Source organism: Salmonella sp. 2020_1395 (genome assembly GCF_043848115.1).
GTDB lineage: Bacteria > Pseudomonadota > Gammaproteobacteria > Enterobacterales > Enterobacteriaceae > Salmonella > Salmonella enterica.
In genome coordinates, this window is the sequence record NZ_JBCMFH010000005.1 from 85,447 (window position 1) to 100,688 (window position 15,242).

Genomic DNA, 15,242 nt, shown 5'->3' on the forward strand with positions numbered 1-15,242 from the left:
TAAGTACGGAGAAGATATGAAACGTGCATTTATTATGGTGCTGGACTCATTCGGCATCGGCGCTACTGAAGACGCGGATCGTTTTGGCGACGTAGGTTCCGACACTCTGGGCCACATCGCAGAAGCTTGCGCCAAAGGCGAAGCTGACAATGGCCGTAAGGGCCCGTTGAATCTGCCTAACCTGACTCGTCTGGGGCTGGTGAAAGCGCATGAAGGCTCTACCGGTAAAATTGCCGCCGGTATGGACGGCAACGCGGACGTTATTGGCGCATACGCATGGGCGCACGAACTGTCCTCCGGCAAAGATACGCCGTCAGGCCACTGGGAAATCGCCGGTGTGCCGGTACTGTTCGACTGGGGCTATTTCAGCGACCACGAAAACAGCTTCCCGCAGGAACTGCTGGATAAGCTGGTGAAACGCGCCAACCTGCCGGGCTATCTCGGCAACTGCCACTCGTCCGGTACGGTCATTCTGGACCAGCTCGGCGAAGAGCACATGAAAACCGGCAAGCCGATTTTCTACACCTCCGCTGACTCCGTGTTCCAGATTGCCTGCCACGAAGAAACCTTTGGCCTGGATAAACTCTACGAGCTGTGCGAAATCGCCCGTGAAGAGCTGACCGAAGGCGGCTATAACATTGGCCGCGTGATCGCGCGTCCGTTTATCGGCGACAAGGCCGGTAACTTCCAGCGTACCGGTAACCGTCACGACCTGGCCGTTGAACCGCCAGCGCCGACCGTGCTGCAGAAACTGGTCGATGAAAAACAGGGACACGTGGTGTCCGTCGGTAAGATTGCCGACATCTACGCCAACTGCGGCATCACTAAGAAAGTGAAAGCGACCGGTCTGGACGCGCTGTTCGACGCGACCCTCAAAGAGATGAAAGAAGCGGGCGATAAAACCATCGTCTTCACTAACTTCGTTGACTTCGACTCTTCCTGGGGCCACCGTCGCGACATCGCGGGCTACGCCGCAGGCCTGGAGCTGTTTGACCGCCGTCTGCCGGAGCTGATGGAGCTGGTGGGTGAAGATGACATTCTGATCCTGACCGCTGACCACGGCTGTGACCCGAGCTGGACCGGTACTGACCATACCCGTGAGCACATTCCGGTGCTGATCTACGGTCCGAAAGTCAAACCGGGCTCTTTAGGTCACCGTGAAACCTTCGCGGATATCGGCCAGACGCTGGCGACCTACTTTGGTACATCGCCGATGGACTACGGTAAAAACATGCTGTGATACCCATTGTCTTTCGCGCTGTAGATGCGTTGACTTCATTCGCTCACCCCGGTCACATAGTTAATCTATGCTCCCGGGGATTCACGAATTCGTCGCCTTCCTACAACGCGAAATCCTTAGGGTATTTCACTGTTTTTGCACACGTTTTGTAGGCCTGATAAGGCGTAGCCGCCATCAGGCAATAACAACAAATTTAAAGGGAACTGAAGATGGCAACTCCACATATTAATGCAGAAATGGGTGATTTCGCTGACGTCGTATTGATGCCGGGCGACCCGCTGCGTGCGAAGCACATTGCTGAGACTTTCCTCGAAGATGTCCGCGAAGTGAACAACGTTCGCGGCATGTTAGGTTTCACCGGGACTTACAAAGGCCGTAAGATCTCCGTGATGGGCCACGGTATGGGTATCCCATCCTGCTCCATCTATACCAAAGAGCTGATCACCGATTTCGGCGTGAAGAAAATCATTCGCGTCGGCTCCTGCGGCGCTGTGCGCATGGACGTCAAACTGCGCGACGTGGTGATCGGTATGGGTGCCTGCACCGACTCCAAAGTGAACCGTATCCGTTTTAAAGATCATGACTTCGCGGCTATCGCTGACTTCGACATGGTGCGTAACGCGGTTGACGCAGCAAAAGCGCTGGGCGTGGACGCGCGCGTGGGCAACCTGTTCTCCGCAGACCTGTTCTATTCTCCGGACGGCGAAATGTTCGACGTGATGGAAAAATACGGCGTACTGGGCGTAGAGATGGAAGCGGCGGGCATCTACGGCGTTGCGGCTGAGTTTGGCGCGAAAGCGCTGACCATCTGCACCGTGTCCGACCACATCCGTACCCACGAGCAGACCACAGCCGCTGAACGTCAGACGACCTTCAACGACATGATCAAAATCGCGCTGGAATCCGTACTGCTGGGCGATAAAGAGTAAGATTGTGAAGGGGGCCAGAGCAGGCCCCCTTCATCGTTTATTTCGTCAGCACTTCCCACTGTAAATTGCTTTCCAGCATGACCGTATCGGTAGCATGCGTAAATTGATTATCGTTCAAGACAGGTGTTAATGTCAGCGTGACGTTCATCATTTTCCCACTGACCTGCTGATTATTATCCATCGCGATGATACCGTTGTTATTATGTAGCAACAGACTATCCAGGGCACTGTCATTGGGAGCAAAGCTCACTCTATCAAGGGTGCTGGCAATAGGATAACTTTTACCATCTACTATCATCTGACTAACACGTACGGCGAGACCACCGTTATTTCCAAAATAAAATCGTCCCTTTTCCCCCGCTGAGGCTTGCACAAAAAGAGCAATATTCTGGCTTTCTGGGCAACTCACACTAACGTGAACCTCCTGTGAAGACATTTGATTCCAGCCTTGCTGAGAATTGACGATATCATCTTGCTTAAGCCAGCCAAAGCTGACGTTTGGCGAAGAGAACGTTATTTGGCAGTCATCGTCGGCCCGGGCTGATGGAGGGAGTAGTGCGGTGAAGAGACAACATATAGCAATCCCCAACCATTTGCTGTTGGATTTCATTGACAGACTCCCTTTGCCGTTTCATAAAATGCCTCTTTATCCTGGGTTTTCTGCAGCGTGTAGTGGATGCGACACAGACGATTCATATCATCATCAGCGGCATATAACGCAGGATTATCCCCAACATCGGTGATAAATACGCGTCCGCTGTCGACAGCGCTGACCAAATAGTTATTTTTTTCATCTACAATGCTGGTGCCTTTAGGTAGCCATGAGCCGTCCGGACGCTTTACTGTCAGCATCACACGGCGTGTATTCAGCACGTTGAAATCCAGTACCCGAAAAGCGCTGTGCGCGACGGTAATATTCTTAATACCGTTTGCCAGTTCCATGCTCTTTGGTAGCGTATTCGCATTAACCTCTACGCGGGATTTCCGCCATTCAGTTAGCCCCGGAATGACGGCCTGCCCCCAGCGGTCAGTCCAGATTCGCCCCTGTGGCGTGGCGATTTCAATGCCGCTTTCTGGTTCACTCAGGCGTGCGATAGCAAAGGTATTTTTGATGGTGTAAGGCGAGAACGTTATGCCATGTTCGTGTGCAGCGATGCCCCCGCTGAAGGTTGCGTTATAATTGCGGTAATTATCGCCATCAGTGCCGCCGCCCACGCTGAGTTGAGTGTAATGGAGATTGCTATTGAGATTACCGTTGAAGCTATTTTGCTGGTTTTTTGCATCACGATCCGCAGAAATATAGTAATGGGTATCTTTACTCAGCGAACCATTATTTTGTAGCCCGTAGGTTGTTTTATCACCTTGATTACGCATATAAGCGCCGACGCGCTGCTCACCTAGTGGAATGCTGATGTTGATGTAAAACATATCATCATCATTACTGCCGTTATGATTCTCATCATCCTGATTAACAGCGTGCTGCCAGTTAGCGGTAATTGAGGCATATTTAAATGTTTTGCCCCAGGAAGCCATTATACTGCGAGAGTCGTTGTTATTATCCGTAGCCTGATAAGTGTAATAACCCAGAGAGAAGGTACCTAACAGATTATGGTTCCAGGCGATATTAGCACTGGAGCTACTTTGGTATTCGTAAGCATCTTTATTGAGCGCATCCGTTAACTCACGGTATCCGTCGCTGTAGCGGGCGGTACTGACGTCAAGTCTAATTTCCCCGGGCAGCGCCATGCTGGCGCGTAGTTCACTTTTCGCACCCTGCAGAGATTCGCCAAAGGACGCTTTACTGCCCAGCATTGAGCCGGAAAACGTCCATTTGTTGGTTGGAAGCCATTGCAGCATACCTCCTGCCGCTTGATAGTCTTGTGCCAGTACGCCAGACGCCTGCGCCAGCCAGTTTTCACTCAGTTTCCAACCATCGCTGATGTTATAGATCCAGGGGAGAGAATAGTCGCTGGTGGTATCACGTACGCGCCCTATGGACATTGTCAAGCCTGCGGGCGTGAGTTCGCGTAAATTAAAAGATACTGCCGGCACCGTGAAGGTTGTCGTTGAGCCATCGGTTTCAACGACGCTGACGTTAAGGTCGGTATTGCTGCGTATGATGGGGACATTTTCAAGGGTAAATGCCCCAGCGTTCACTGGTGCGGTATAAATAATCTGTCCGGACTGACGAACTTCAACGCGAGCCTGGTGGGTTCGGGCAATACCGTTAATGGTTACGCCTTGGGTATCCTGTGCCAGCCCTTGTTCAGGGATAAGCTGTACGCCGTTGATCGGCGCGCCACTGAATAGACTGGAGTTGACGTTGATCTGCCCAACTTGCGCACGCATTTTTTGTGCCTGAAATACGTGCTCCGCATAGGTATATAGACTATCGGTACGGTATTCTCCATCATTATTCGTCAGCATGTAGCGGCTGCGCAGCGTCCATTCCGCGAAGTTTAAGCCAGCTTCAAGGTTTGCCTGGGCATAGTTTCGGCTATCGCTACCGGATGACTCGCTGCGACTGGCGTACAGGTTATAGTTAAATAACCCGGCGGTGCCGCCTTTAATCACGTTGTTTAGCGAGAGTAAGTTATTATCCAGAGCCTGCGCCGGAACAAAAAGCTCCAGCGATTCACTGTTTGGCAGTGGGGTAATAATCGCTGAGGGATAATCTTCTTGTAGGCTATGGCAGGTTTCTTTGGCGCTGATATTAAGCGGTACGAGCCCGCTGGCGCTGAGGAAATCGTCATCCACGCAAAGTTGGCCTTCTGTGTCGAAACGCGCGACCAACGACCCTCTATTTACGCCATTGATCTTTACCATGACGGTGTGGCTGCCTGGTAGAAAACGCGGCGCACGGGAAAAATATTGTGCCACGTTGGGGCTAATGCCTCTGGAGGTGAGAATACCCATGTCAAAATTCAGCTCCTCCGCCAGAGCCGAAAACGTCGTGGTCGCCAGTGAGCAATAAAGCGCAGTTTTGATGTATAGCGGCAGTTTTAAATACTTCACGTGCTAGCTCTCATCACGGCACCAGCGGTGAGGTAAAGCTGGGGACTTCAATGCCGTAACGGCTGGCAGGGTAAAAACGTACGGATGTATCAGCAGCAAGGGGCGTTTTTATACTGACGTTCAATGTTTCGCCGGGCAGAATATAGGTTTTTTTAATCGTGCCTTCGCCCCCGGAAGGTAAGAAGGTAATATTTTGGGCTAAACGTACAACGTAGGGAGACGGATTTTTGACGTTGATTGTTTGTCCGTTTCTGGACCAGGTTAATAATTTCCAGGCATCAGTAACGACCGGTAGATTTTTAGGACGAATTAATACCGGCAAATCCTGGCGTAGATTAAAACCTATTTTCATTCCCTTATTGGTAGATTTCGGAGGAATACCTTCAAACGTGACGCGTTTATAGTGCTCGACGGTGAGCGGTTCCGTGCTTTCCATAATAAAGCGTAGTTGCTGCTGCTGGCCTGCTTCAACGCGAACAACCGGTTGAGTGACATCCAGTTTCACACCATTGTCGTCAGGTAAATCAACGACGGTGGTATATAACAAAGCCGGATTGCTGTCGGTGTTTTTAACATTCATTACGCCGCTGTGTGTGGATTCTTCAATCACCAGTAGCGTAGTTTCCGGTACCATGCCGGCAGCGTTAGCCTGTGAAAAGAGTGCTGAAAAAACAAAGGGGACGCTGAGTAATAATAATGGAAGTTTAGTCACTGCTGGCATCAGAATTAGTCCTTTAATTTTAATCTGTCTCCCCATAATAAGGGAGACAGATCAATAACCTTTTTATACGGTCTGGATCAGAGATATTTAAGCGTGATGGTTGCCTGACCATCCAGAACAGTATCATCAGTAATGGCCAGCGTTGCAGTATCCTGAATGGCCAGTGAGGTTTTCAGCGGGAAAATGGCAAGAGTATACGGAACTGGTTCGGTGGTGCCTTTTGTAGCAACGGTAAACATTTCCATATTGCCGTTTTTGATAATCCCGGTGGTGGACTTCTGCCAGACTGGGCTATCAACGGTTCCTGAGATAGCGTCAGATTTTACACCATCAGCGGTAACGTTCGCGGTATCGGTGTAAATAGAGAACGCGCCGATTTTTACACCTTCGGTTGTTTTGCCAACGCCGTAGGACATTGTGGTATCAGATACTATACCATTAGTCATATTGCCATTGGCTATGGAGATAACGGATGCGCCTGGGTGGGTGTCCGCACGGTCATCGGTAATAGTCCAGGCTGCTTTGGTTGCAGACGGACAAGAGATACTCAGAGAGACATCTTTAGTGCCCAGTTGGTTTACATCGGTTGCGGAAAGTGTGGCGAGGCGGATAGTACCGTAATCAACCACGCCGCCGTCGCTGAGTTCTGGGGTACAACCGCCAACAATCAGTTGACCGGTGACTTTTAATACGGCGGTGGTGTCAGCATTCACGCTGGTTGTAGCAAAGGCTGCTGCAATTGCAGTAATAAGCAAAATTTTTTTCATTATAGTTCCATTAAAGAGGTGTTGAATATTCCATGTGAATGCTGGAGTTACAGATATACGAGTGTAAAGGTCGCCTGACCATCAAGCGTGGTGTTATCGGTAATAGCCAGTGTGTCCGTTCCCTGTATAGCGGCAGCTACGCGTATAGGAAATGTTGCAATGGTAAAAGCGGCGGGGCCATTTTCATCGCCGACACTATATGTAGTGATATTTGGAAATGTATTTGTAAGCGCAGTGAATTCGTTTCCTGTGATAGCCCACAAATCTGGATTATTACTACTTGACGCTACCATTTTCGTCTGAATGCCATCGGCGGTCGCATTATTCAAGTCCATAGAGAGGCCGAATGAACCAATGTTGATACCACCTGCTGTTTTACCCAGACCTAGCTGATAGTTTGGTATTCTATTGTTCTGATGTCTAAATGTTGCGTCATCGATAGTCAATGATGTTACCGAATCGGGATGATTATCGGTAACGGTCCAGCCAACTTTTGCCGGTGCAAGACACTGAATCGTGAGTGTTATATCTTTGTATCCCAGTTGATTCGTCTCAGTTGGCAGCAGATCGCTAACGGCCTTAGTACCGAAATCTACAACTCCACCATCACTTAACTCTGGTATACATGCGCCGTTGGTTAAAACGCCAGTCAGTTTTAATACAGCAGTGGATTCAACCGCTTGCGCTGAAGTTGATAATCCTATTACGACAGAGGTCGCTATTAATAATTTTTTCATCAGTAATCCCTAACGATTAAGTATATTTCCAAAGAACATGTAATGCGCGCCGGGATTCTATGAAGAGAATGATAGGTTGTAAATTTAATAAAATTAAATCTTGGTTAAGAAAAACTTTAATCATCATTGGTGATGATAAATGGTTTATAATTCGCTGGGTTTATGAAGTGCGGGGAAATAATATTAATTTTAAAGATTATAGTAGTTGGCGAGTGTGTTTTAACTATTTGTGCTATTCACTCATTTTTCAGAATATGTTGTTATGTTTAAATAATATCAGAGACACATTCATCTCTCTGATATTATTCATTTAGCGCACTGCTCCGGCAATCCACGCCGATAATTCCCGCAGTTCTTTTTCCTGCTCCGGGAAATCAACCAGTAGCGCTTCGCACGCCTGTTGCAGCATATCCGCGCGGTACAAGCACCCTTGCAGCCGCTCGGCCAGCGCTTCCAGCGGTGCCGGGTTCAGGCTATCGGTAAACACCTGTGCGCGGGTAATCACACCTTTCTCGACGTCAAAATGCAGCTCGACGCCGCCCCAGGTAAAACGTTCATCCAGCAGATGGCTGAACGCCGGTGCCTGGCCGAAATTCCACTCCCAACTGCTCTGGCGCGCAAAGGTTTCGGCAAAATTCGGCAGATCCGGCGTTTTATCCGGTGAAATCACTTCCGCGTCGACGCGTTCGCCGTAATGGGCGAAAAAGGCTTCCGTGACCGCCTGGCAGACCTGTTCATGGGTGATACCCGGTAATAGCTTGGTAAGATTGGCCACGCGGGAGCGAACGGAGGTAATCCCTTTCGCCGCAAGTTTCTTTTTATCGGGATTCAGATAGTTCGCCAGACGGCTGAGGTCGGCGTTCAACAGCAGCGTGCCGTGATGGAAACCGCGATCTTTGGTTTCGCGATAGGCTGAACCGGAGACTTTGCGATCGCCGTCCGGCGTTTTTACGACCAGATCGTTGCGTCCCGAAGCATCGGCCATGACCCCCAGCGAATTCAGCGCCGCGAGCACAATATGGGTGGAGATGGTTTTATCGTATTCCGGTTTACCGGCCATAAAGGTAAAGCAGGTATTACCGAGGTCATGGAATACCGCGCCGCCGCCGCTGCTACGGCGGGCCAGACGGACGTTATCTTCTTCCATACGCCGCGTATTACACTCTTTCCACGGGTTTTGCGCGCGTCCAATCACCACCGTATCCGCGTTGCGCCACAGGAACAGCACGCGCTGGGTGGCGGGCATCTGGCGGAAAATGCACTCCTCGACCGCCAGGTTAAACCAGGGATCGTAAGAGTCAGAAATAAGCAGGCGTAATGTTGTCATGGTGGTTTTCCTTACCTTTATTAAACCGTCATTTTACTCTTTTTCCTCACGCTCTTCCTCTTCCGGAACAGGCTTGCTGGCCGTTAGCAGGAAGGGCGACTGCTGCCAGCGGGTGCGTTTACCTTGTAGCAAGGTGCGCGTTAGCACCACGCCTATCGCCAGCGAGAGTAGCAGCATCAGGCGTAGAATGTTGGTGGTGTTATCGACCTGCTTTGCTTCGGTGGCCAGCGTGTGGGTATCCAGCGTCAGACGCAGGTAACCCAAGGGGCCGTTTTTCCCCTGGATAGGCTCGACAATTTGTTGGTTAAAATAGCTGCCCGCTTTTTTGCCATCCAGCGCCAGCCTGTCGCGCACATTGACGCTTTCGCCAGCGCGAGTAATAAGATCGCCCTGTTCATCATAGACGCCGGCATCCAGAATTCGGCTCTCTTGCGTGAGCTGACGCAGCACGGCGTTGATGCGATTTTCATCCGGTGTTTCGCTGCGCATCAGCGGGGCGATGTTGAGCGTCACCTGGCGCGCCAGCGTGCGGGCCAGCTCTTCCAGCTGCGGATTGCGCTGTCGCTGGTGGTTTTGACTAAACCAGGACGCGCCCTGCATGAGCGCGACGAGCAGTGTGAGACAGAACAATACAATGACTGCACGATGCAGCCGAAATTTCAGTTTTGCGCGAGCCATATTCCACCTGCTGAAAATTTGAGGCTTAATGTTGCCAGAAGCGATGGTTACAAGGTAGCCTCATGCGTTATTTTCCGCGGGGCGGTTACCGGCCTGAACGATTTACAGGAGCTTTAATGCCTAACATTACCTGGTGCGATCTGCCTGAAGATGTCTCTTTATGGCCTGGTTTGCCTCTTTCTTTAAGCGGCGACGAGGTGATGCCTCTGGATTACCATGCAGGCCGCAGCGGTTGGCTGCTGTATGGGCGCGGGCTGGATAAGCAGCGTTTAACTCAATATCAGACCAAACTGGGCGCCGCAATGGTGATTGTCGCCGCCTGGTGCGTGGAGGATTATCAGGTCATTCGTCTGGCGGGGTCGCTGACGCCGCGTGCGACGCGGCTGGCGCATGAGGCGCAGCTGGATGTCGCGCCGCTGGGTAAAATTCCGCATCTGCGCACACCGGGGCTGCTGGTCATGGATATGGATTCCACGGCGATCCAGATTGAGTGTATCGATGAAATCGCGAAGCTGGCCGGTACCGGTGAGAAGGTGGCTGAAGTGACGGAGCGCGCGATGCGCGGCGAGCTTGATTTTACCGCCAGCCTGCGCAGCCGCGTGGCGACGCTGAAAGGCGCGGATGCCGATATTTTGCGCCAGGTGCGCGGGAATCTGCCGCTAATGCCAGGATTAACGCAGCTGGTGCTAAAACTGGAAGCGCTTGGCTGGAAAATCGCTATCGCCTCCGGCGGCTTCACTTTCTTCGCCGACTATCTGCGTGACCAGCTACGCCTGACGGCGGCGGTCGCCAATGAGCTGGAGATCATGGACGGTAAATTTACCGGCCACGTTATCGGCGATATTGTGGATGCTGAGTATAAAGCCAATACCTTGCTTCGTCTGGCGCAAGAGCATGACATCCCGCTGGCGCAGACGGTGGCGATTGGCGACGGCGCTAACGATCTGCCCATGATCAAAGCGGCAGGGTTAGGTATTGCCTTCCATGCCAAGCCAAAAGTAAACGAAAAGACGGAGATTACGATCCGCCACGCTGACCTGATGGGCGTGTTTTGCATTCTCTCCGGCAGCATGAACCAGAAATGATTAACCTGCCCAATGGCAAGGCGACCGTAGGCCGGATAAGCGTCAGCGCCATCCGGCAACAGCGTTAACGAAAGAGGTAAAACGTGGCAAAAGCTCCCAAACGCGCCTTTGTTTGTAATGAATGCGGGGCCGATTACCCGCGCTGGCAGGGGCAATGCAGCGCCTGCCATGCCTGGAACACCATTACCGAGGTGCGCCTTGCCGCGTCGCCGACGGTGGCGCGTAACGAACGTCTGAGCGGATACGCCGGCAGTGCGGGCGTATCAAAAGTGCAGAAACTGTCTGACATCAGTCTTGAGGAACTGCCGCGCTTTTCTACCGGTTTTAAAGAGTTTGACCGCGTGCTGGGCGGCGGGGTGGTACCCGGCAGCGCCATTTTGATTGGCGGTAACCCCGGCGCGGGCAAATCAACGTTGCTGCTGCAAACGCTGTGCAAGCTCGCCGAGCAGATGAAAACGCTGTACGTCACCGGCGAAGAATCGCTACAGCAGGTGGCGATGCGCGCGCACCGTCTCGGCCTGCCGACCGCTAATCTGAATATGCTCTCCGAAACCAGCATCGAGCAGATCTGCCTGATAGCGGAAGAAGAACAGCCGAAACTGATGGTGATCGACTCCATACAGGTGATGCATATGGCGGACATTCAGTCGTCGCCAGGCAGCGTCGCCCAGGTCCGCGAAACGGCAGCCTACCTGACGCGCTTCGCCAAAACGCGCGGCGTGGCGATCGTGATGGTCGGCCACGTCACCAAAGACGGGTCGCTGGCGGGGCCGAAAGTGCTGGAACACTGTATCGATTGCTCAGTATTGCTCGACGGCGACGCCGATTCTCGTTTTCGCACGCTGCGCAGCCACAAAAACCGCTTTGGCGCAGTCAATGAGCTGGGCGTTTTCGCCATGACCGAACAGGGGTTGCGCGAAGTGAGCAATCCGTCCGCCATCTTTTTAAGCCGTGGCGATGAGGTCACTTCCGGCAGTTCAGTGATGGTCGTCTGGGAAGGCACGCGACCGTTGCTGGTGGAGATTCAGGCGCTGGTCGATCACTCGATGATGGCGAACCCCAGACGCGTGGCGGTCGGTCTGGAACAAAACCGTCTGGCAATCCTGCTGGCGGTGCTGCACCGACACGGCGGTCTGCAAATGTCGGATCAGGACGTCTTCGTCAACGTGGTCGGCGGCGTGAAAGTCACCGAAACCAGCGCGGATCTGGCTTTACTGCTGGCGATGGTCTCCAGCCTGCGTGACAGGCCGTTGCCTCAGGATCTGGTGGTGTTTGGCGAAGTGGGGCTGGCAGGAGAGATTCGTCCGGTGCCGAGCGGGCAGGAGCGTATTTCCGAGGCGGCGAAACACGGTTTTCGTCGGGCGATTGTGCCTGCCGCCAACGTACCGAAAAAGCCGCCGGAAGGAATGCAGGTGTTCGGTGTTAAAAAGCTCGCAGATGCGTTAAGCGTGTTTGACGACTTATAATTCTCTGTATGTAGTGATGTTGTATAATTTGCCGGATGGCGATGCAATGCGTCTTATCCGGCCTACGGATTGATACGGATTGATGTTGTAGGCCTGATAAGCGAAGCGCCGTCAGGCAGTGTTATGCGATTTTTCCAGCAGGAGGCTCTTGTGTCATCGTTCGACTATCTCAAAACCGCGATTAAGCAGCAAGGTTGCACTCTGCAACAGGTGGCTGACGCCAGCGGTATGACCAAGGGGTATCTGAGTCAGTTACTTAACGCCAAAATCAAAAGCCCCAGCGCGCAAAAACTGGAGGCGCTACACCGTTTTCTCGGGCTGGAGTTTCCCCGCCGACAGAAAAACATTGGCGTGGTGTTCGGTAAATTTTATCCATTGCATACCGGACACATCTACTTGATCCAGCGCGCCTGTAGCCAGGTGGATGAGTTGCACATCATTATGGGATATGACGATACGCGCGACCGCGGGCTGTTTGAGGATAGCGCCATGTCGCAGCAGCCCACCGTGTCGGATCGCCTGCGCTGGTTATTGCAAACCTTCAAATACCAAAAAAATATTCGCATCCACGCCTTTAATGAAGAGGGGATGGAGCCTTATCCGCATGGCTGGGACGTCTGGAGCAACGGCATTAAAGCGTTTATGGCAGAGAAGGGAATACAGCCGAGCTGGATCTACACTTCCGAAGAGGCTGATGCGCCGCAGTATCTTGAGCATTTAGGGATTGAGACGGTGCTGGTCGATCCTGAACGCACGTTTATGAATATCAGTGGGGCGCAAATCCGCGAAAATCCGTTTCGTTACTGGGAATATATTCCTACCGAAGTGAAGCCGTTTTTCGTGCGTACCGTCGCGATTCTGGGCGGGGAATCAAGCGGCAAGTCTACGCTGGTCAATAAGCTCGCCAATATTTTTAATACCACCAGCGCCTGGGAATATGGCCGCGACTATGTCTTTTCGCATCTGGGCGGCGATGAGATGGCGTTACAGTATTCCGACTACGATAAAATCGCGCTGGGTCATGCGCAATATATTGATTTTGCAGTGAAATATGCGAATAAAGTGGCGTTTATCGATACCGATTTCGTCACCACCCAGGCATTTTGCAAAAAATACGAAGGGCGCGAGCATCCCTTTGTCCAGGCGCTGATCGACGAGTATCGCTTCGACCTGGTGATTTTGCTGGAGAATAATACGCCGTGGGTAGCTGACGGGCTGCGAAGCCTGGGCAGTTCAGTGGATCGCAAAGCGTTCCAGAACCTGCTGGTCGAGATGCTGAAAGAGAACAACATTGAGTTCGTTCACGTTAAAGAGGCTGATTACGATGGCCGCTTTTTGCGCTGTGTGGAACTGGTGAAAGAGATGATGGGCGAGCAGGGATAAGAACCAATGCCTGATGCGACGCTTACCGCGTCTTATCAGGCCTACAGTTTCACAACGTACTGGAATCGCTGGGTTTGTAGGCCGGGTAAGCGCAAGCGCCACCCGGCATTCAGACATTTATTTGGCAATACGCTTGTACTTGATACGCTTCGGCTCCAGCGCCTCGGCGCCCAGCGTGCGTTTCTTGTACTCTTCGTATTCGGTAAAGTTGCCTTCGAAGAATTCCACCTTACCTTCATCCTGATAATCCAGAATGTGGGTGGCGATACGGTCAAGGAACCAACGGTCGTGCGAGATAACCATCGCGCAGCCAGGGAACTCCAGCAGGGCGTTTTCCAGCGCGCGCAGGGTTTCGATATCCAGGTCGTTCGTCGGTTCGTCGAGCAGCAGGACGTTGCCGCCCACCTGCAGCAGCTTCGCCAGATGCAAACGACCGCGCTCACCGCCGGACAGTTCGCCAACGCGTTTGCCCTGATCGACGCCTTTGAAGTTAAAGCGGCCTACATAGGCGCGGCTTGGCATTTCAGTGTTGCCGATCTTCATGATATCCAGCCCGCCGGACACTTCTTCCCAGACGGTTTTGCTGTTGTCCATCGCGTCGCGGAACTGATCGACCGAGGCCAGCTTGACGGTTTCACCCAGCGTAATGGTGCCGCTATCAGGCTGCTCCTGACCGGACATCATGCGGAACAGGGTCGATTTACCCGCGCCGTTTGGCCCGATGATCCCGACGATAGCGCCTTTCGGCACCGAGAAGCTCAGGTCGTCGATCAGTACGCGGTCGCCGTAGGATTTACGCAGGTTGCTGACTTCAATGACTTTGTCGCCCAGACGCGGTCCTGGTGGAATAAACAGTTCGTTGGTTTCGTTACGTTTCTGATACTCAACGCTGTTCAGTTCTTCAAAGCGAGCCAGACGCGCCTTACCTTTCGACTGACGGCCTTTCGCGCCCTGACGCACCCACTCCAGCTCTTTCTCAATGGATTTACGGCGCGCCGCTTCGGCAGACGCTTCCTGCGCCAGACGCTGATCTTTCTGCTCCAGCCAGGAGGAGTAGTTGCCTTCCCACGGAATACCTTCGCCGCGGTCAAGTTCCAGAATCCAACCGGCAACGTTATCGAGGAAGTAACGGTCGTGGGTAATCGCCACGACGGTGCCTTCGAAGTCGTGCAGGAAACGTTCCAGCCACGCAACAGATTCGGCATCCAGGTGGTTGGTGGGTTCGTCGAGCAGCAGCATGTCCGGCTTTTCCAGCAACAGACGGCACAGCGCCACGCGGCGGCGCTCGCCGCCGGACAGTTTTTCGACTTTGGCATCCCAGTCCGGCAGACGCAGGGCGTCAGCTGCGCGCTCAAGCTGCACGTTCAGATTATGACCGTCGTGCGCCTGGATAATCTCTTCAAGCCGGCCTTGCTCTGCGGCCAGCTTGTCGAAGTCGGCATCCGGATCGGCGTACAGCGCGTACACTTCATCCAGACGTTTGAGGGCGTTAACCACTTCCGAAACGGCCTCTTCAATCGACTCGCGTACCGTGTGTTCCGGGTTTAGCTGAGGTTCCTGCGGCAGGTAGCCAATCTTAATGCCGGGCTGTGGGCGCGCTTCGCCCTCGATATCTTTATCGAGACCCGCCATGATGCGCAGCAGGGTAGACTTACCGGCGCCGTTAAGGCCCAGCACGCCGATTTTGGCGCCAGGGAAGAAGCTCAGCGAGATGTTTTTCAGAATATGACGTTTCGGCGGAACCACTTTGCCGACACGATGCATGGTATAAACGAATTGAGCCACGTTGGACTTCGCCTCTATGTTTATCGTGATGGTGAATAGATTTCAAAGGCGAAGTGTAGCCTTTTTCCCTGCCTAAGCCCAGCCAGCAGATCGCACTCGCAATAAAAGT

General features: G+C 52.7%; 13 protein-coding genes. 5 read left to right on the forward strand and 8 right to left on the reverse strand.

Annotated features, from left to right (window positions below; genetic code table 11):
* Positions 1 to 16: 16 nt before the first annotated feature.
* Positions 17 to 1,240: a phosphopentomutase gene (deoB, locus tag ACH0WD_RS09770; protein ID WP_000816454.1), complete on the forward strand. Its 1,224-nt coding sequence runs from the start codon at positions 17 to 19 to the stop codon at positions 1,238 to 1,240.
* 209 nt (positions 1,241 to 1,449) lie between these two features.
* Entirely contained in the window at positions 1,450 to 2,169 is a 720-nt protein-coding gene (gene deoD, locus ACH0WD_RS09775) for a purine-nucleoside phosphorylase (RefSeq protein ID WP_000224864.1), read from the forward strand.
* Positions 2,170 to 2,206: 37 nt separating this feature from the next.
* On the opposite strand, the gene ACH0WD_RS09780 is transcribed toward deoD, so the two are convergent.
* From ACH0WD_RS09780 to ACH0WD_RS09810, 7 genes are all read right to left on the reverse strand, one after another.
* The gene (locus ACH0WD_RS09780) at positions 2,207 to 2,779 is read right to left on the reverse strand and encodes a membrane protein (protein ID WP_000841607.1); all 573 of its coding nucleotides are present in this window, start codon (positions 2,777 to 2,779) and stop codon (positions 2,207 to 2,209) included.
* A complete protein-coding gene (locus tag ACH0WD_RS09785) occupies positions 2,776 to 5,184 on the reverse strand; it encodes a fimbrial biogenesis outer membrane usher protein (protein WP_000876248.1) in 2,409 nt (802 codons plus the stop codon). The genes ACH0WD_RS09780 and ACH0WD_RS09785 overlap by 4 nt, the downstream gene beginning before the upstream one ends.
* A 13-nt stretch (positions 5,185 to 5,197) precedes the next feature.
* Positions 5,198 to 5,905 carry a fimbrial biogenesis chaperone StjC gene (gene stjC / locus ACH0WD_RS09790; protein ID WP_001112028.1) on the reverse strand — a complete coding sequence of 236 codons (708 nt, stop codon included), beginning with the start codon at positions 5,903 to 5,905 and terminating at the stop codon, positions 5,198 to 5,200.
* A 77-nt stretch (positions 5,906 to 5,982) separates the two neighbouring features.
* Positions 5,983 to 6,672 carry a DUF1120 domain-containing protein gene (locus ACH0WD_RS09795; RefSeq protein ID WP_000722272.1) on the reverse strand — a complete coding sequence of 230 codons (690 nt, stop codon included), beginning with the start codon at positions 6,670 to 6,672 and terminating at the stop codon, positions 5,983 to 5,985.
* A 47-nt stretch (positions 6,673 to 6,719) separates the two neighbouring features.
* Positions 6,720 to 7,409 (reverse strand): DUF1120 domain-containing protein, encoded by a 690-nt coding sequence (locus tag ACH0WD_RS09800; protein WP_000734714.1) that lies wholly within the window; start codon positions 7,407 to 7,409, stop codon positions 6,720 to 6,722.
* A 310-nt stretch (positions 7,410 to 7,719) separates the two neighbouring features.
* Complete coding sequence (gene lplA / locus ACH0WD_RS09805) at positions 7,720 to 8,736, reverse strand: lipoate--protein ligase LplA (protein WP_000209772.1); 1,017 nt, start codon at positions 8,734 to 8,736, stop codon at positions 7,720 to 7,722.
* Positions 8,737 to 8,769: 33 nt separating this feature from the next.
* Positions 8,770 to 9,414: a YtjB family periplasmic protein gene (locus ACH0WD_RS09810; protein WP_000090067.1), complete on the reverse strand. Its 645-nt coding sequence runs from the start codon at positions 9,412 to 9,414 to the stop codon at positions 8,770 to 8,772.
* Positions 9,415 to 9,530: 116 nt separating this feature from the next.
* Here ACH0WD_RS09810 and serB point away from each other — a divergent pair, with 116 nt between their 5' ends.
* The 3 genes from serB (at position 9,531) to nadR (ending at position 13,348) form a co-directional block, all read left to right on the forward strand.
* On the forward strand, positions 9,531 to 10,499 hold the full coding sequence (gene serB / locus ACH0WD_RS09815; RefSeq protein ID WP_001132983.1) for a phosphoserine phosphatase: 969 nt from the start codon (positions 9,531 to 9,533) through the stop codon (positions 10,497 to 10,499).
* Between the two features lie 83 nt (positions 10,500 to 10,582).
* Positions 10,583 to 11,965 (forward strand): DNA repair protein RadA, encoded by a 1,383-nt coding sequence (radA, locus tag ACH0WD_RS09820; protein ID WP_001029710.1) that lies wholly within the window; start codon positions 10,583 to 10,585, stop codon positions 11,963 to 11,965.
* Positions 11,966 to 12,115: 150 nt separating this feature from the next.
* Positions 12,116 to 13,348: a multifunctional transcriptional regulator/nicotinamide-nucleotide adenylyltransferase/ribosylnicotinamide kinase NadR gene (gene nadR / locus ACH0WD_RS09825; protein ID WP_000093829.1), complete on the forward strand. Its 1,233-nt coding sequence runs from the start codon at positions 12,116 to 12,118 to the stop codon at positions 13,346 to 13,348.
* 117 nt (positions 13,349 to 13,465) lie between these two features.
* Here nadR and ettA read toward each other — a convergent pair whose 3' ends face one another.
* Complete coding sequence (gene ettA, locus ACH0WD_RS09830; protein ID WP_000046770.1) at positions 13,466 to 15,133, reverse strand: energy-dependent translational throttle protein EttA; 1,668 nt, start codon at positions 15,131 to 15,133, stop codon at positions 13,466 to 13,468.
* Positions 15,134 to 15,242: the final 109 nt, after the last annotated feature.